This is a genomic window from Lysobacter sp. ESA13C, assembly GCF_019970005.1.
Lineage (GTDB): Bacteria > Pseudomonadota > Gammaproteobacteria > Xanthomonadales > Xanthomonadaceae > Lysobacter > Lysobacter antibioticus_B.
This window is the reverse complement of the sequence record NZ_JAHXYK010000005.1, coordinates 290,397-308,895: the sequence shown is the minus strand read 5'-3', so window position 1 is coordinate 308,895 and position 18,499 is coordinate 290,397. Positions and strand designations below refer to the sequence as shown.

11 protein-coding genes are annotated in these 18,499 nt (G+C 67.9%); 5 read left to right on the top strand and 6 right to left on the bottom strand.

Features of this window, described 5'->3' with window-relative positions:
- Positions 1–429: 429 nt before the first annotated feature.
- A complete protein-coding gene (locus LC490_RS12640) occupies positions 430–1,344 on the bottom strand; it encodes a LysR family transcriptional regulator (RefSeq protein ID WP_223620358.1) in 915 nt (304 codons plus the stop codon).
- A gap of 101 nt (positions 1,345–1,445) precedes the next feature.
- Between LC490_RS12640 and LC490_RS12635 the strand changes: the two genes are divergently transcribed.
- A complete protein-coding gene (locus tag LC490_RS12635) occupies positions 1,446–2,699 on the top strand; it encodes an MFS transporter (protein WP_152566318.1) in 1,254 nt (417 codons plus the stop codon).
- 216 nt (positions 2,700–2,915) lie between these two features.
- Here the strand turns inward: LC490_RS12635 and LC490_RS12630 are convergent, their stop codons facing one another.
- Positions 2,916–3,821 (bottom strand): LysR family transcriptional regulator, encoded by a 906-nt coding sequence (locus tag LC490_RS12630; RefSeq protein ID WP_223620357.1) that lies wholly within the window; start codon positions 3,819–3,821, stop codon positions 2,916–2,918.
- A gap of 134 nt (positions 3,822–3,955) precedes the next feature.
- Between LC490_RS12630 and LC490_RS12625 the strand changes: the two genes are divergently transcribed.
- From LC490_RS12625 to LC490_RS12615, 3 genes are read left to right on the top strand one after another with little or no spacing between them, the layout of a single operon-like run.
- A complete protein-coding gene (locus tag LC490_RS12625; protein ID WP_223620356.1) occupies positions 3,956–5,200 on the top strand; it encodes an SGNH/GDSL hydrolase family protein in 1,245 nt (414 codons plus the stop codon).
- 26 nt (positions 5,201–5,226) lie between these two features.
- Positions 5,227–6,258 (top strand): aldo/keto reductase, encoded by a 1,032-nt coding sequence (locus LC490_RS12620; protein WP_031373141.1) that lies wholly within the window; start codon positions 5,227–5,229, stop codon positions 6,256–6,258.
- A 55-nt stretch (positions 6,259–6,313) separates the two neighbouring features.
- The gene (locus LC490_RS12615; protein WP_223620355.1) at positions 6,314–7,330 is read left to right on the top strand and encodes a zinc-binding alcohol dehydrogenase family protein; all 1,017 of its coding nucleotides are present in this window, start codon (positions 6,314–6,316) and stop codon (positions 7,328–7,330) included.
- A 91-nt stretch (positions 7,331–7,421) separates the two neighbouring features.
- On the opposite strand, the gene fusA is transcribed toward LC490_RS12615, so the two are convergent.
- The 4 genes from fusA to LC490_RS12595 form a co-directional block, all read right to left on the bottom strand.
- The gene (gene fusA / locus LC490_RS12610; RefSeq protein WP_223620354.1) at positions 7,422–9,485 is read right to left on the bottom strand and encodes an elongation factor G; all 2,064 of its coding nucleotides are present in this window, start codon (positions 9,483–9,485) and stop codon (positions 7,422–7,424) included.
- Positions 9,486–10,340: 855 nt separating this feature from the next.
- Positions 10,341–13,142, bottom strand: coding sequence for an AAA family ATPase (locus LC490_RS12605; protein WP_223620353.1), 2,802 nt, complete (start codon positions 13,140–13,142; stop codon positions 10,341–10,343).
- Positions 13,135–14,133, bottom strand: coding sequence for a hypothetical protein (locus tag LC490_RS12600; protein WP_223620352.1), 999 nt, complete (start codon positions 14,131–14,133; stop codon positions 13,135–13,137). Before LC490_RS12600 ends, LC490_RS12605 begins: the two co-directional genes overlap by 8 nt.
- Complete coding sequence (locus LC490_RS12595) at positions 14,130–15,587, bottom strand: hypothetical protein (protein ID WP_152566320.1); 1,458 nt, start codon at positions 15,585–15,587, stop codon at positions 14,130–14,132. The genes LC490_RS12600 and LC490_RS12595 overlap by 4 nt, the downstream gene beginning before the upstream one ends.
- Positions 15,588–15,758: 171 nt before the next feature.
- Here LC490_RS12595 and LC490_RS12590 point away from each other — a divergent pair, with 171 nt between their 5' ends.
- Positions 15,759–17,807, top strand: a complete 2,049-nt coding sequence (locus LC490_RS12590) for an NADPH-dependent 2,4-dienoyl-CoA reductase (RefSeq protein ID WP_223620351.1) — start codon at positions 15,759–15,761, stop codon at positions 17,805–17,807.
- Positions 17,808–18,499: the final 692 nt, after the last annotated feature.

Genomic DNA, 18,499 nt, shown 5'->3' with positions numbered 1-18,499 from the left:
TGACTTTCATACAAGCAAGATCAAACGATAAAAGCTTCCGCCACTAAAGCGGCGGGTTACTTTCTTTTGTCTAAAGCAACAAAAGAAAGGTAACCAAAGAAGTTGCTTTCCTTTGAATCACAGGCCCGCACGCTCGGTGCATACGCGGGGATTTTTCATACGGGACATCCCTGTCCCGATGAAAAACGGCGCGCATCCTTGCGCGCCGCCCTCCGGGTCTTCGATTGCCTCCGCGAGTGCGAGACGGCGCACAGCAACGGCAACGGCCGCCGCTGCTCTTGGGTAGGAGCGGCGCAAGCCGCGACCGCGCCACAGCAGACTCGCGACGAAATCAGATGGCACCGGTTTTCACCGGAACGACGGAATACACGGGCAAAAGATAAGATCCGACAATCCCAAGAGGCCGCGATAGCGCCCCCTTCGCTCCCCTCACCCACCCCGCTCCCACGGCGGCACCTCGCCGAACCACTCGGCGAGAAAATCCACGAACACGCGCACCCGCGTCGGTACGAAACGGCGTTGCGGCATCACCGCGCTGATCGCGGTGTCGGGCAAGGTGTAATCGGGCAACACGCGCACCAATCGCCCGCTGCGCAGATCCTCATGCACGTGCCAGACCGAGAAGTGGGCGATGCCGAGGCCGGCGATCGCGGCGTCGCGCAGGACTTCGCCGAAGTTGCTCTCGAGGTGGCCGTTGACGCGCAGGCTGGAGGCATGGCCGTCGCGGTCGAGCAGGCTCCAATACTCCATGCGCCCCTGCGCGCCGACCAGGAGCAGGCATTCGTGGTCGGCCAGGTCCTGCGGTATGCGCGGGGCGACGCGACGCCGCAGGTAGTCGGGCGAACAAGCCAGCACGCGGCGGTTGTCGGCGAGCTTGCGCGCGACCAGGCTGGAATCGTCGAGCGGGCCGATCCGGATGGCGAGGTCCATGCCGGAACCGATCAGGTCCAGGCGCTCGTCGTTGAGGTTGACGCTGAGCCGCACCGCCGGATAGCGGCGCTGGAACTCCGGCAGCAGGGGCGAGATGTACATGCGCCCGAACGAGGCCGAGGTGGTCACGCGCAGGATGCCGCTCGGCTCGCTGCCGGCCTGGCGCAGGTCGGCGGTCAGGGCTTCGAGCTCTTCAATCACCGCGCGGCCGCGTTCGGCCAGGGCCGTGCCTTCGGCGGTGGCATGCAGTTGCCGGGTGGTCCGGTGCAACAGGCGCACGCCCAGGTCGCGTTCGAGCCGCTTCAGGCGTTGGCTGGCGACCGCGACCGACAGGTCGAGGCTGCGGGCGGCGGCGCTGATCGAGCCGAGGTCGAGCACGCGCAGGAACAGGCTGAGGTCGGCGATGCGGTCCATGACATTCTCAACGAATCGTTGATAGTGATTCGTCATCTTGGGCGTTTTTCCACAAGATGCAACGGCCTAGGCTGCCGCATCGTTTCCGCGGACACGCCGTCATGCATGCCTCCTCCCCCGCTACGCCTGCCGCCCGCCGCGGCCTGCCGGTCGCGCTGTACGCGCTGACCGTCGGCGCCTTCGGTATCGGCACCACCGAATTCGTGATCATGGGCCTGCTGCTGCAGGTCGCCGCCGACCTGCAGGTCGGCCTGGCCGCGGCCGGACTGTTGATCTCCGGCTACGCCCTGGGCGTGTTCGTCGGCGCGCCGGTGCTGACCATCGCCACCGGGCGCATGCCGCGCAAGGCGGTGCTGGTGGCGCTGATGGTGATCTTCACCATCGGCAACATCGTCTGTGCGATCGCGCCGAACTACACCGTGCTGATGATCGCGCGGGTGATCACCTCGCTCGCCCACGGCACCTTCTTCGGCGTCGGCGCGGTGGTCGCGACCGGCCTGGTGCCGGCCGACAAGAAAGCCTCGGCGATCTCGATCATGTTCACCGGCCTGACCGTCGCCACCCTGCTCGGCGTGCCGGCCGGCGCCTGGCTCGGCCTGCACCACGGTTGGCGTTCGACGTTCTGGGCCGTGGCCGTGATCGGCCTGATCGCCACTGTCGTCATCGCGACCCTGGTGCCGAAAGAAAAGAAGGCGCCCGAGCCCGTCGCGCTGCGCAAGGAAGTGAAAGCGGTCGTGCATCCGCAGGTGCTGCTCGGCCTGGCGATGACGGTGCTCGGCTTCGCCGGCGTGTTCACGGTCTACACCTTCATCCAGCCGATCCTGACCCGCATCAGCGGGTTCGGCGAGGCGGCGGTGTCGCCGATCCTGTTGGTGTTCGGCGTCGGCATGATCCTCGGCAACATCCTCGGCGGGCGCCTGGCCGACAAACGCCTCGCCCCGGCCTTGATCTCGACCCTGATCGCGCTGGCCGTCGTACTCGGGCTGATGACCTTCGCCCTGCACAACCAGATCGCCGCGATCGCCTTCGTCGGCCTGCTCGGCGTCGCCGCGTTCGCGACGGTGTCGCCGCTGCAGCTGTGGGTGCTGCAGAAGACCGATCCGGCTGGGCAGAACCTGGCATCCAGCCTCAACATCGGCGCCTTCAACCTCGGCAACGCGCTCGGCGCCTGGCTCGGCGGCGCGGTGATCGAATACGGCCCCGGCCTCGGTGCGGTGACCTGGGTCGCGGCCTTGGTGACGCTGTCGGGCCTGGTGTTGGCGGTGTGGGCGGCGCGCTTGGATGCGCCCGGGCGGACGGCGATGGCCGTGGGCAAGGAAAGCGACGACGCGGTTGCCGCGTGCGCGGCGGGTTGAGTGTTGCCCGTCGTGCGCGTGCCGTTACACGTGCGTGCTTTTGCTCGTCATCCCCGCGTAGGCCGGGGTGAAGGGATGCGCTTGCGAGCCACTGGCTCGCGCATCAGTGAACGCCAGGGCGCTGTGCGCCCTGGCCGGGCCGCAGAGACTTCAGAGCCATGTCGCGGTAAAGCCCTGGATTCCCGCCTACGCGGGAATGACGGTAATCCCGACTCATCACTCCACCGCGAAAAACCCCGGCGACTGCGTCAGCCGCTCGCCGAGGAACTGCAGGAACACGCGGGTGCGCAGCGGCTGATAGCGGCGCGACGGATACAACAGGAAGGCCTCGTGCGGCGAGGCCTTCCATTGCGGCAACACCCAGGCCAACTCGCCGCTGTCGATCAGATCCTGCACCAGCCAGGCCGGCGCCAATCCCAGGCCGCTGCCGATCAGGAAACTTTCGCGAATGCCGAGCGAATTGTTGATGCGGTAGCGGCCGTTGGCGCTGAGCTTGACCGTCTCGCCATCGGGGCCGTGCAGTTCGTAGTGCTCGCTGGCCCAGGCGAAGCGCAGGTAGTTGTGCGCGAGCACGTCCTGCGGCCGTTCGATCCTGGGATGGCTGCGCAGATAGCCGACCGACGCGACCAGGCCGCGCGGCGACACCGCGACGCGACGCGCGACCACGTTCGGCGGCAAGGTCGCGCCGAGCCGCAAGGCGATGTCCATGCCCTCTTCGACCAGATCGACGAAACGGTCGTTGAGGATCAGCTCGATCTCGATCTGCGGGTACAGCGCGAGGAACTCCTGCACCAGGCGGTTCATGCGCAGCACGCCGACGCTGACCGGCGCGCTGACCCGCAACAGGCCGGCCGGGGTTTCGGTGGAGCCGCGCGCGTCGGCGACGGCCTCGCCGTATTCCTCCAACACCCGCCGCGCGCGTTCGTAGAACCGCCGGCCTTGTTCGGTCGGGGCGAGGTGGGTGGTGCTCCGTTGCAGCAGGCGCACGCCGAGGTCCTGTTCGAGTGCGGCGACGATCTTGCTGATCGTCGGCTGGGTCGTGTGCTGTTCGCGCGCGACCGCCGACAGGCTGCCGAGTTCGACCGCGCGCACGAAGGTCTGCATGGAGCGGAGGGTGTCCACGGCGGCCTCGCTGTCGTTTCGGCAAGTCATTCCAATATGGAATGGGCTATATGCAATTTTGCCTTCTACCGGCCAGATTCGGAAGAACCTAACTTGAACCCCGTCGAATCCGCGACGCCTGCCGAACCCAAGCCATGAAGACTTCCCTGCTCAAGCCCCTGACCGCCGCACTGCTGGCCGTCGCTTTCATCGCCCCCGCCCAGGCCGCCGACGCCGCCCACTGGGTCGGCACCTGGAGCGCCAGCCCGCAGCCGACCTTGGCCCCCGATTTCGTCCTGCCCAACGGCGCCCCCGCCGAGCTGCGCGACCAGACCCTGCGCCAGGTCGCGCGGGTCAGCGTCGGCGGCTCGCGGGTCCGCATCGAGCTGTCGAACGCCTACGGCGACCGCCCGGTGACCATCGGCGCGGCGCATATCGCCCGCAGCGCCGGCGCTGCCGGCATCGAGACCGGCAGCGACCGCGCCCTGAGCTTCGGCGGCCAGCCGTCGGTGACGATCCAGCCCGGCGCGCCGGTGCTCAGCGATCCGGTCGAACTGGAGGTCGCCGCGCTCGGCGAGGTCGCGGTGAGCCTGTACCTGCCGCAGGCCACGCCGCTCCAGAGCTTCCATTGGGAAGGCCGCCAGGACGCTTACCTCGTCGCCGGCAATCGCGTCGCCGACGCCGTCTTGGCGAAGGGACAGGTGCTGCAGACGCGTCCCTGGCTCAGCGGCGTCATCGTCGACGCGCCGCGCCCGACCCGCAGCGTGATCGCGCTCGGCGATTCGATCACCGACGGCGCCGGTTCTACGCCGAACCGCAACCAGCGTTGGCCCGACGCACTTGCCGCACGCTTGGCGCAACGCGACATCGCCGTGCTCAACGCCGGCATCTCCGGCGGCCAGGTGCTCAACGACGGCATGGGCGTCAGCGCCCTCGCCCGCTTCGAGCGCGACGTGCTCGGGCGCAAGGCCGATGCCGCGATCGTCTTGCTGGGCATCAACGACATCGCCTGGCCCGGCAGCAGCTTCGAACCCAAGCGCGAGGCCATAAGCGCCGAGCGCCTGATCGCCGGCTACCGACAACTGATCGCCCGCGCCCGCACCCAGTCGGTGCGGATCGTCGGCGCCACCTTGACCCCGTTCGAAGGCGCGCTCGAAGGTTCGCCGGTCCACGGCTATTACGACCTCGACAAAGACCGTGTGCGCCAGACGGTGAACGAATGGATCCGCAGCAGCGGCGAGTTCGATGCGGTGGTCGATTTCGATGCGGTCGTCCGCGACCCGCAGCACCCCGCGCGTTTCCTGCCGGCCTACGACTCCGGCGACCACCTGCACCCCGGCGACGCCGGCTACCGCGCGATGGCCGCAGCCATCGACGAAGCCCTGCTGTTCGGCCGCTGATTCCCCTTTCCCACGAGGACACCACCATGGATTACCGCACACTCGGCCGCTCCGGCTTCAAGGTTTCCGCACTCGGCTTCGGCGCCGGCACCTTCGGCGGCAAAGGCCCGCTGTTCAGCGCCTGGGGCAATACCGACACCGACCAGGCACGCCGCCTGGTCGACCTGAGCCTCGACGCCGGGGTCAACTTCTTCGACACCGCCGACGTCTATTCCGACGGCGCCTCCGAATCGATCCTCGGCGCGGCGATCAAGGGCCGTCGCGACGAGGTCGTGTTGTCGACCAAGCTGACCCTGCGCGCCGGCGACGGCCCCAACGATGTCGGCGCCTCGCGTCACCATTTGCTGCGCGCCACCGACAAGGCGCTCAAGCGCCTCGATACCGACTACATCGACCTGCTGCAGCTTCATCACTTCGATGCGATGACGCCGGTCGAGGAGGTGATGTCGACGCTCGACGACCTGGTCCGCGCCGGCAAGGTGCGCTACATCGGCGCGTCGAACTTTTCCGGCTGGCAGTTGATGAAATCGCAAGCCGCCGCCGACCGTTACGGTTACTCGCGCTTCGTCGCCAACCAGACCTATTACTCGCTGATCGGCCGCGACTACGAATGGGAGCTGATGCCGCTCGGCCAGGACCAGGGCGTCGGCGCAGTGGTGTGGAGCCCGCTCGGCTGGGGCCGGCTGACCGGCAAGATCCGCCGCGGCCAGCCGCTGCCCGAAGGCAGCCGCCTGCACGACACCGAAGGCTTCGCCCCGCCGGTCGACCCGGAGCGTTTGTACCGCGTGGTCGATGCGCTCGACGAGATCGCCGCCGAGACCGGCAAGAGCGTGCCGCAGATCGCCTTGAACTGGCTGCTGCAACGGCCGACCGTGTCGACCGTGCTGATCGGCGCGCGCAACGAGGAGCAATTGCGGCAGAACCTCGGCGCGATCGGCTGGAACCTCGATGCGGCGCAGATCGCGAAACTCGACGCAGCCAGCGCCGTCACACCGCCCTACCCTTACTACCCGTACTGGAACGGACAATTCGCCGAACGCAATCCGGCACCGGTCTGATCCCCACTCGCCCTCACCCCCTCATCGCCACATCTCGTCCCGTCCCGGAGTCCTCATGAAAGCCGTCGCCCTGACCCGTTACCTGCCCATCGACGATCCGCAGTCGCTGCTCGACGTCGAGCTGCCCGCGCCGAACGCGAGCGGCCACGACCTGCTGGTGCGGGTCGAGGCCATCTCGGTCAACCCGGTCGACACCAAGGTACGCTCGCCCAAGCCGCAGGTCGAAGCGCAGCCGCGCGTGCTCGGCTACGACGCCGCCGGCGTGGTCGAGGCCGTCGGCGAAGCGGTCGCCCGCTTCAAGGTCGGCGACCGCGTCTACTACGCCGGCGACATCACCCGTCCCGGCACGAACAGCGAGTTGCATCTGGTCGACGAACGCATCGTCGGCGCGGCGCCGAAGTCGCTGAGCGCAGCCGAAGCCGCGGCGCTGCCGCTGACCGCGATCACCGCCTGGGAGCTGTTGTTCCAGCGCATGCCCTACGACAGCGAACACGGCGGCCGCGGCAAGACCTTACTGATCATCGCCGGTGCCGGCGGAGTCGGCTCGATCGCTATCCAGATCGCCAAGCGCGCCGGCTTCCGCGTCGTCGCCACGGCCTCGCGTGCGGAAACGGTCGAATGGTGCCGGCGCATGGGCGCCGATGAAGTGGTCGATCATCGCCAGCCGCTGGCGCCGCAGTTGCAGGCGCTCGGCATCGAACAGGTCGATGCCGCGCTCAATCTGGCCGATACCGATCGTTACTGGGAGGTGCTCGGCGAACTGCTCGCGCCGCAAGGCCACGTGGGCCTGATCGTCGAACCGAGCGGCGCTTTGAAGATCGGCGACCCCTACAAGGCCAAGTGCATCGGCATCCACTGGGAAATGATGTTCGCGCGCCCGCGCTTCCACACCGCCGACATGATCGAACAAGGCCGCTTGCTCGACCGCGTCGCCGAACTGATCGACGCCGGCGAACTCAAGGGCACGCACACGCAGACCCTCGGCAAGATCGATGCGCAGACTTTGCGAGAGGCGCATCGCCGCCTGGAGTCGGGGACTACGATCGGGAAGGTGGTGTTGGCGGGTTGGTGAGGGGTACGCCCCTTAGTCACCGAGGCATGACGCTGAAGTCTCTTGGGGCCGGCATGCCGGCCCCTTCCCATTCCTCTTTACCGACTCGGCTTCATGCCGCTTTCGGCGCCGAGCGCGCTTCTTCGTAGCTGTCGAACACCATCGAGGCCGAGGCCCGGCCCTGCGTCAACGAACGCAGGGTGGTCGTATAGCCCGACAACTGCGCCAACGGCGCACGCGCGGTGACGTCGGTCCGGTTGCCCTTGTCCTCGATCGACAGCACGCGTCCGGAACGCCGCTGCAGGTCGCCGACCACATCGCCGACGTTGCCGGCGGGCGTGTCGACGACCAACGCCATGACCGGTTCGAGCAAGATCGTGCCGGCCAAGGCCAACGCCGCCTTCAGCGCGTCCGACGCGGCACGCTGGAACGCCAGTTCCGACGAATCCACCGCGTGCGTCTCGCCGTCGACCAGGCTGACGCTGAGGCCGACCACCGGGTAGCCGCGCGGGCCTTCCGCCAGCGCCGCACGCAGGCCCTTCTCGGTCGCGGCGACGAAGTTTCTCGGCACCACGCCGCCGCTGGTGCGGTCGACGAACTCGAACTGACCGTCGCTGCGCGGCGTCACATCGATCACCACGCGCGCGAATTGGCCGGAACCGCCGTTCTGCTTCGACAGCTTGCCTTCCACGCCCGACACCGGTTTGCTCGGTGTTTCCTGATACGCCACGCGCGGCGAACCGGTGCGCACCTCGACGTTCCACTCCTGGCGCAGGCGCTCGACCATGACGTCGAGATGCAGCTCGCCCATGCCCCATACCAGCGTCTCGCCGGTCTCGGCATCCGTGCCGACGCGGAACGACGGGTCCTCCTGGGCCAGGCTCGCCAGGCCCTGTCCGAGACGGATCAGGTCGCTGGCCTTGCCGGCCGTCAGACGCCACGACAGCACCGCCGGCTGGGCCAGGATCGAATCCAGCACCAGCTTGCGCCCGACGCCGCTGAGGCTTTCGCCGCTGACCGCGTCCTTCCATCCTGCCACCGCGACGATCTCGCCGGCATAGGCCACCTCGACGTCCTGGCCGCGGTTGGCCTGCACCACCTGCAAGCGACCGACGCGTTGCGCGCGCCCGCGTCCCGAAGCCCACACCGTGTCGCCGACCCGCAAGGTGCCGGAGTACAGCCGGATGAACGACAGCGCGCCGTGCTCCTGGTGCACGATCTTGAACAACAGACCGCTCAGCGGGCCGGTCGCGTCGGCCGCGAGGGACACCTCGCCGGCTTCGCTTTCGGCCTGCACCGCAGGACGGTCCAGAGGCGACGGCAGGTAATCGACGATCGCGTCCAACAGCGTTTCCACGCCCTTGTTCTTGAACGCCGAGCCGGCCAGCACCGGCGTGCCCGCGCCTTTCAAGGTGGCGCGTCGCAGCGCCGCCTTGAGCAGCGCGGCATCGATGGCGCGCGCGTCGAGGAAGGCCTCGGCGAGCTCGTCGTCGTGGTCGGCGACCTGTTCGATCAGGCGGTTACGCAGCGGCGCGTACTCGGCGGCCTCTGCGTCGCTCCAGGCGCGCCGCAGGCTCGCGCCGGCGTCGTCCCACAGCACCACGCTGCGATCGACCAGATCGACCCAACCGCGCAACTCGCTTTCCGCGCCGAGCGGCCGACCGATCGGCCACGGCGTCGCATCGAGCTTGTCGCGCATCTGCGCGAGCACGAGATCGAACGAGGCGCCGACGCGGTCCATCTTGTTGACGAACGCGATCGAGGGCACGCCGTGGCGACGCGCCTGGCGCCACACGGTTTCCGATTGCGGCTGCACGCCGTCGACCGCACTGAACACGGCGACGGCACCGTCGAGCACGCGCAGGGAACGTTCCACTTCGATCGCGAAATCGATATGTCCCGGGGTGTCGATGATCGTCAGCCGGTGTTCGGCCTGGTCCTGCGGCGTCCAGAAGGTCTGCACCGCGGCCGCGCCGATGGTGATGCCGCGACGCTGTTCGATCTCGGTGTAGTCGGTGGTCGCGGCGCCGTCGTGGACTTCGCCGACGCGATGGATGGCGCCGGTTTTCCACAACAGGCGTTCGGTCAGCGTGGTCTTGCCGGCGTCGACGTGGGCGATGATGCCGAGGTTGCGCCAGCGGGAGGGGGTGGAAACGTTACGAAGCGTGGTGTTCATGAGAATGCTTGCCTTGTTGCCAACATGGGAGGCCGCGCGTCCCTGTTGGCTACGGGGCGCGCGGCTAGGTTTGGGTTTCGGCCGTGGAATTCATGGCACGTTCTCCTTGGTTTTCCGGGCATTGCAGTGAAGGGAATCCGACGCGGGAACCTGTTCGGTCCGGGCCGGCGAAAAACAGCGGGCAATAAAAAAGCACCCTTGCGGGTGCTCTGTTCTGGTGTGGCTTCGATCGGTCGATTACATCGACCCGAAACCGAAGATCACAGGAGGCAGGCGCACCCGGCCCGCGCTCTCGCGCTGGGCTTGCAGCGATATCAGTAGCGGGAACGACTTCATGGATACGGTGCGACTGCGGTTTTGGGTGTGCATAGAGTAAGGCCGGCGCGTCAGGAGTCAATCGGATTGGGGCCAGGACTGGTGGGATTTATCGTTCCACCCGATGCACAAAGCACGGGCCGCATCGTCTGCCTTCGAAGGTACGTAGCGGGCGCGGACCATTGCCCCCTTTGAGAAGGGGGCGAGCGCTCGACGCGGGCTTCGCTGCGGAGTGAGATTCGGAGCGCGGGGGATTTGCTTTGGCTTTGGCTGTAGGAAAAGCAAAAGCAAATCCCCCCTACCCCCCTTTTCCAAAGGGGGGAATAGCAGGAGCGGAGCCCGCGTTTACGCCAACCATTGCCCCCTTTGCAAAAGGGGGCGAGCGCCCGTCGTGGGCCTCGCTGCGGAGTGAGATTCGGGGCGCGGGGGATTTGCTTTGGCTTTGAGAGGGCCAAAGAAAATCCCCCCTTTTTCGAAAGGGGGGAACAGCAGAAGTTGAGGGGCGGGTAGCGAAACCGAGGCGGCACCGCCGCCTCGCGATTACGCCGCCTTGTCTTCGACCTTGCGCTTCAGCACGGCCACCGCTTCCGCCCAAGGGTTGCCGCCTCGGCGCTTGCTGGTCGCCAAGACCAGGTCCGAAGGCTCGAACACGTTGAGGTTGTGGGTGATCGGCGTGGTCAGGATGTACTGCGCATCGGTGGCGCGCAGGAAGCGGCCGACTTTCTCGATGTTGAACACGTCCAGATGGGCGAAGGGTTCGTCGATGAAGACGAAGCCGCCCGGCTGGTCTTCGTCGCGCAACAGGGCCACCAGCAGCAACAGGGACTTCATGACCTGCTGTCCGCCCGAGGCTTCGCCGTCGTCGAGGCCGATCCAGCCCTTGCGATCGAAATCGAAGCGCACCGACAGGCCGGCCTGGGCCAGGGCGACATCGTCGTTGGCCAGTTCGGGCATGTCGGCGTCGACGCCGATGCCGGCGAGTTCGCCGAGCGCGGCAAGGTTCTTCTTGTAGCGGCGCACGGTGGCGCGCAACACGTTGATGTAGGCGCCACGCGCTTCCTGGGTGAGGCGCTTGGCGCGTTCCAGATGCGATTCGCGACGGCCGATGGAGTTCTCCAGTTCGCCATGATCGGCCGCGATCTTGTCGCGCAACGGGATGCAGGACTCGTCGTCGACGAAACCGCCGCGGGAAAGACGGTCGTCCATGCGCTCGATCTCGCGGCGCACCGCCGAGGCGCTTTCGTACTCTTCGCGTGCGGCGGCGAGCGCGACGGCGCTGCGCCAGGCCTCCGGCATCATCGCCCGCTTGCGGCGGTAGTCGAGGATGCGTTGGATCAGGCTCTGGCGTTCGCCGTTGATCTGCTGTGCGCGTTCGCGCAGCTCGCGGGCGAGCGCGTCGATCTGGCCCTGACGCTTGGCCGCGGCGATGCCTTCGGCCTTGTCCTGCTCGGCGGCCTCGTCGATCTTGGCGCGTGCCTGGGCCAGCGCCGCGGCGGCTTCGGCGGCAGCCTCGGCGAGACCGGGCAGCCGCGCCTGGGCATCGGCGAATTCGGCCGCGCGGGTAACCAGTTCCTGCGCGGCATCGAGCCCCATCAGGCGCGATTGCTCGGCGTCGACGCGCTGGCTCAGTTCCTGCAGCTCGGCCTCGCGCGCCTGGCTGCGCTGGGCGATCGCGGCGAGTTCGGCGCGTAACTCGGCCAGGTGCGATTGACGCGCACCGGTGCCGAAGTGGTGCTGAGTGCCGCCGATATGGCGGCCGCCTCGGCTTTCGCGCAGATAGCCCTTCTGGGTGATCCAGTCCTGCCCGGCCGGCAAGCGCGAGCCGTGTTCGATGTCGGTGACGCGGCGGATGCGGTCGAGCTGGCGCGGCAACCACGCCGGCGGGTCGGCCGAGAAACGCACGACTTCGAGCAAGGTGCCGGCGCCGGCCTTCGGCACCGGCGCGCGTTCGGCGACGATGAAGTGGCGGTACTGCTGACTCTCGCCGAGCTTCCAGGCGACGCGCGCGTCCTTGGGGTTCTCCAGCACCAGCAGATGCCGGTACGGCGCCAGCACGGCCTCGATCGCGACCGACCATTGCGGATCGGTGATCTCGACCAGTTCGGTCAGTACGTGGTGCTTGATGCCGGCCTGGTCGAGGCCGGCGCGGAAATCGCGCTCGAACGGCTCGATGATGCGGCCGCCGCCGCTGAGGGCGGCGATCTGCGCGGAAATCTCGCCGCTGCGCTTGCGGTCGCGCTCGGCTTCGAGCTTGAGCTCGGCCTGGCGGCGACGGCCGTTCTCGACGCTGGCGCTGAGCGCCTCGACGTCGATGGCGCCGCGCTGCGCCTGCAGCTTGGCCAGCTCGTCGCGGCGCTTGACCAGCATCTCGGCGTCGCGCGCGGCGTCGCGGGCCTGGGTGAAGGCCTGTTCGCTGGCCGTCACCTGGCGGCGCGCTTCGCGCATCGCTTCCTGCAGCACGTCGCGGCCGGTCGCGGCGATGGCGTCCTGCGCGCGCATCTCTTCCAGCACCCGCTCGCGTTCGCGCAAAGCGCGGCGCAAACCGGTCAAACGCGGCTTCGCGCCGTCGATCACCGCACGCTGATCGGCCAGTTCGACCTTCGGCGCGATTTCGCTTTCCAGGCGCTGGCGCTGATTGCGCAGGGCATTGCCTTCCTCGAACGAACGCACGTCGGCCTTGGCCGATTCCAGGCGCAGATGCAGGCCGGCCAGGTCCTGGCCGAGCTGCTGCAGTTCCTTCTCGACGTCGAACTGCTCGGTGCGGGCGCGCTGGTAATCGTCGAGCACGGCCTTGTCTTCGAACACGTCGAAGATCAGCTGCAGCAATTCGCGCGGCGAGTACTGGCAGAGCTTGTCGGTCGCGCCCTGCTCCAGGGTCAACACGCGGCAGATCGCGCGGGTCAGGCCGGCACCGGCCAGGCGCACACGGTAGTCGCGCACCCCCAACCATTCGCCGCCCTGCTCCAGGGTTTCCACCGGCGTGTCGCCGGCGACGATCTGGTAGTCGCGGCTCCAGTCGCCGCCGCGCTTGCGGATGCGGCAGGCCAGGGTGACCACGTCGTCCTTGATCGGAAAGAACGGGCGGCCGCCGCGCCGGTCGGGGCGGTTGCTGACCACCGCGCGCAACCAGGCATACGGCTTGCCGTTATGGCGCAGATAAGTCTTGTAGTCGCGCGCGGTGTCGCGATCCTCGATCGCGAGCAGGGTGCGCAACGCATCGAGCAAGGTGGTCTTGCCCGAGCCGTTGGGCCCGACCACGGTGACGATGGACGCATCCAGCGGCAGTTGGAAGCGCTGCCAGTAGTCCCAGTGCACGACTTCGAGCGAGCGGAATTCAAACATCGGCCGCGGCCTCCTCGTCGTGTTTCAGTTCGGTGGACGCAATCGCTTCGTCGTCGCTGTCGGCGTCGGCCGCGTCGTCGCTTGCGGCGGTCTGTGCGTCTGCGTCTGCATCGACTTCCACTTCGATATCGGCTTCGACTCCGTCGCCATCGGCCGCACCGGCTTCATCCGTGGCGAGCTCCGGCAACGGCTCCGCCGCGTCGGCGTCGAGCGCCATCGCGGATTCGTATTCGGCGTTCGCCTCGGCATAGGTGTCGAGGTCGGAATAGATGCCGGCCTCGATGTCGGCCAGCAGCGCCGCGTCGGCTTCGGCTTCGGCCGCGCTCTCGCCTTCGGGTTCGGCGTTTTCGGCGCTGTAGTGGCGCGCTTCGGCGACGACGAAGGACAGCGCGCCGTTCATGATCCGGCCGGCGATGCGTTCGTAATCCAGGGCCAAATCCAACAACGGCCCCTCATGGATGCGTTCCTTGCGGCGGACGATGAAGCCCTGCCGCGCCAGCGAACCCAGGTTGAACTGGATACGGGTCTTGCCGCCGAGCTTTTCGCCGAAGTCGGCGAGCAAGGTGCGCTCGTTGATCGGCTCCACCACTTCGGCGCCGACCGGAATCGGCTTGAGCTCGGCGAACATCTGCTCCTGGTCCTGGTCGCGGTCGGCCTGTTGGCGCGCGATCTGGCGCTGGCGCTTGGGCAGCACCAACAGCGCCCACAGCACCACCAACAGCGCGACGGCGTCGCGGTCGAGTTGCAGGTTGGTCGAGGACCAGGCCTTGGCGCTGCCGAACACCGCCGATTCCTGCGGGCGGGCGATGCCGACGGCGATGTTGGCGGCGTAAGGATGTTCGAGCAGGCGCATGCCGGCCGCGGCGAGGCGGCGGTCGAGGTCGTTGCGCTGTTCGGCGTCGGTCAGCAGTTCGCGGACCGCTGCGTCGTCGCGCGGCAGCCAACGCTCGGCGATGAGGCGCGCGATCAAAGAGGCGATGGGATCGTTCATCGGGTGTCTGCGGTGTCCTTGGTCGCTTTGGCGCGCTTGCCCGAAGGCGCGGCGCCGCGCCCGGAGGCGGTCTTCTTGGGTTTGGCCGCGGCCTTGCGTTCGTCGGTGGACGCGTCGCCGCCGTCGGGGGTTTCGTGCTTCGCCGCGCGTTTGCGCGGTGCGCGCGCGGCCAGTCGCATTTCCTCGCTGATCGCTTCGAGGCGGCCGCGGCTCATATAGGCCACGCCGGCGCGATCGACGATCTCGAATTCGGGCTCGACCCTCCACGACAACGGCAGACGCGCCATCGAGGCGCTGACGCCGTTGCGGTTCTCGGCGCCGGGATCGCCGATCAGGCCGAGCAAGGACAAGCGATAAGCGCTGATCGAGAAGCTGTCCTGCGGCACCACGTCGATCAATTCGGAAGCGTCGCCGGTCAATGCAGTCAGCTCGTCCAACCAGCGTTCGGCGAACTGGAAGTCGGTAGCCGCGGCCGGCGAGGCGTCGGTATCCGGTGCGGCCTGCGCCGGCGGCAGCGACTGGTCTTCGCGCGCTTCGCGCTCGCGTTCGACCAGTTCGTACTCGGCCACGTCGAGCGCGATCGGCGCCAGCATGAAAGCCGGGATCGCCGAACGCGCGAGCACGTCGTCGGCATGCGCGGCGAGCGCCTCGATGTCGAGCCCGCGCAAATAGCGGTTGACGTCCGAGGACGACAGTCCGCTCGCGCCGAGGTGCACGCGATGACGGTCGAGCTGGCTCAGCGCGCGCTGGAACACCGAGGCCTGGCGCAGCATCGCGCTCTGGGCGCGGCCGATCTGCTGGGCGACGCGGTGGGTGTGGCTGTCGAGTTCGACGTCCGAGGAAATCTCCTCGACGATCTCGGTGCCCTTCTCGATCCAGCGCCAGGCCGACTGCAAGGTGCCGGCGGCGCGCTGGATGCGGTGTTCGGAACCGCTGAGCACCGCCTGGTCGAAGTCCTCGCGCAACTCGTTGAGGCGCGACAGCAGGTGTTGCAGATCGTCCGAACGCACCCGGCCGACCGCCTGGCCGGCGGCGATCTGCGCGGTGACGTAGGCCAGTTCGTCGCCTTCGCGGTTGAACTGCAGTAGCAGGCCGATCGACGCCAGCGCCTGGCGCCCGACCGGGCTGATGCGGTAACGCTGGGTTTCGCCGTCCCACAGCAACAGGTCGTTCTCGCGCAGGCGGCCGATCACGGTGTCGAACTTGACCGGGTCGAGGTAGCCGAAGTGCTCGCGCAGTTCCTGCGGTGTCCAGTCCGGGGCCTGGCCGCGCTCGCCGATGGCGCGCAGCACCAGCAGCCGCACCATCACCGATTCTTCGCCGCCGTGGAACAGGGTCGAGAACGCGCGCAGCAGATCGCGCGCGCCCAGCAGCGGCTGCAGGTCGGGCAGGTCGGCGGCGACGATGTCGGCGCGCAGGTAATCCTGGAGGCTGTGGTCTGGGGCGGCGTCCATGAACTCGGGACTACGGAGGGTCGGGCATGTTCGGCGATGGGTCCGGTCCGTGACAACCGTTGCAATCCGCCGCGTTCGGTGCCTGTCCTCGCGCCGCTTTGACGGGGACCTTGAATTAGCACGGCTTTCCCGGCATCGTGCACAATCCATACGCCAGCGTATCCAGCCAGCATGTCCACGGCCGCCAGCAACTCCGCCCCGCATCCGCTCTATCCGCAGCTATTCGCACCGCTGGACCTGGGCTTCTGCACCCTGCCCAACCGCGTGCTGATGGGCTCGATGCACACCGGTCTGGAAGACAAGGCCGCCGACTTCCCCAAGCTGGCGGCCTATTTCGGCGAGCGCGCGGCCGGCGGGGTCGGCCTGATCGTCACCGGCGGCTTCGCCCCGAACATCGTCGGCTGGCTCAAGCCCTTCGGCGGCAAGCTCAGCTGGCCCTGGGAAACCGCCAAGCACCGCCAGGTGACGAAGGCCGTGCACCAGCACGGCGGGCGCATCTGCATGCAGATCCTGCACGCCGGGCGCTACGGCTATCACCCCTTGCAGGTGGCGCCGAGCAAGCTCAAGGCGCCGATCAACCCGTTCACCCCGCGCGCGCTGTCGGCCGGCGGGGTCGAGCGCCAGATCAAGGCCTTCGTGCGCACCGCCCGGCTCGCCCGCGAAGCCGGCTACGACGGCGTCGAGGTGATGGGTTCGGAAGGCTATCTGCTCAACCAGTTCACCGTGCCGCGCACCAACAAGCGCAAGGACGCCTGGGGCGGCGACACCGCCCAGCGCATCCGCTTCTGCGTCGAGATCGTGCGCCGCATCCGCGAGGCCTGCGGGCCGGACTTCATCATCATCTACCGCCTGTCGATGATCGATCTGGTCGACGAAGGCTCGAGCTGGGCCGACGTGGTCGTGCAGGCCAAGGCCATCGAAGCCGCCGGCGCGACCCTGATCAACACCGGCATCGGCTGGCACGAAGCGCGGGTGCCGACCATCGCCACCTCGGTGCCGCGCGGCGCCTTCACCGGCATCACCGCGCGCCTCAAGCCCGAGGTCGGCCTGCCGCTGATCACCACCAACCGCATCAACATGCCCGACGTGGCCGAGCGCATCCTGGCCGCGGGCGAGGCCGACATGGTGTCGATGGCGCGGCCGCTGCTGGCCGATTCGCATTGGGTGGCGAAGGCCCGCGCGCAACGCAGCGCCGACATCAACACCTGCATCGGCTGCAACCAGGCCTGCCTGGACCACGTGTTCCAGAACAAGCACGCGAGCTGCCTGGTCAACCCGCGCGCCTGCGCCGAGACCGAGCTGAACTACCTGCCGACCCGCGCGCCCAAGCGCATCGCCGTGGTCGGCGCCGGCCCGGCCGGGTTGGCCTGCGCCACGGTCGCGGCCGAACGCGGCCACCGCGTGACCTTGTTCGATGCCGCCGACGAGATCGGCGGCCAGTTCAACCTGGCCAAGAAGATCCCCGGCAAGGAAGAGTTCCACGAAACCCTGCGTTACTTCGGCGGCAAGATCGAGCAGACCGGGGTCGAGCTGCGCCTGGGCACGCGCGCCGACGCGGCCGCGCTGGCCGGTTTCGACGAGGTCGTGCTGGCGACCGGCATCGCCCCGCGCCAGGTGAATTTCCCCGGCGCCGACCACGCCAAGGTCTGTTCCTATCTCGACGTGCTCAAGGGGCACGTGGTGCCGGGCAAGCGCGTGGCGATCATCGGCGCCGGCGGCATCGGCTTCGACGTCGCCGAGTACCTGGTCCACGAAGGTCATTCGGTCAGCCTGGACCCGGCGCGCTGGCGCGCCGAATGGGGCGTCGACCTGGGCTACGGCGACAACCGCGGCGGCCTGGTCGAAGCGCGGCCGGAACCGCCGGCGCGCGAGGTCTGGCTGCTGCAGCGCAGCCCTGGCAAGCCCGGCGCGAAGCTCGGCAAGACCACCGGCTGGATCCACCGCGCCACCCTCAAGGCCAAGCAGGTGCGCATGATCGGCGGGGTCGAATACGTCGGCGTCGACGACGACGGCTTCCGCATCCGCGTCGACGGCAGCGAGCAATTGCTGCCGGTCGATCAGGTCGTGATCTGCGCCGGCCAGGAGCCGTTCAAGCCGCTCGCCGCGGCGCTCGCCGACAGCGGCAAGCCGGTGCACGTGATCGGCGGCGCCGACGTCGCCGCCGAACTCGACGCCAAGCGCGCAATCGACCAAGGCAGCCGCCTCGCAGCTGCCTTGTAGAGATACGCAGCAGCAGCCGGCTTGCGGCTGCCTTGTAATACGACACGCAGCAGCCGGCTTGCGGCTGCGTCGTAGCTGGACATCGAAGCGCCGAGTCGCCGCTCTCCTGCGGCGATACATATATATGTCTGCGGCGTCGCAATCAGCGGCCGCAGCCGGCCCCATAGACCAGGAACGCTCGCCTGGATCGCAGCGCCGGCACCCCACGGGTCGTGGTCGCGGCTTACGCCACTCCTACCCCTGGGGTTCGAAGCGGCCGAACAGGCCCGAATCCAGCCGATGGCCGAGTCCACCCAGGCCCGGAGACGCCAAATCGACGCTGCGGATCGCCTCCACCAGCCCGGCTCATGAATGACTGAGACGACCCGGGCACGGTTCGTGCCGGGCTGAAGCCCAATGAAACCAAGGGTCTAGGCCCTATTCAGAATAAAAACTCCAACTAATTTAGAAACTTAGAAATTGTCATTCAGGGTTTGTTTGGCAAGCCGTCGCTACCTTGCGCCAACTTTTCCGCCACCCCTGCAGAGGTGGCATCCCACACCGCCCGCGTCGGACAAGACACGGTTCCCGGTGACGGGGCAAAGCGCGCCGTAGAGCCGCCGCCCTCCCCAGTACGCCATGCGGCCTCACCGCTGTCGCCATCTCCCGATTCATGGAGATGGAAGACGGAGTGCGGCCAGCGCAACGGAGCA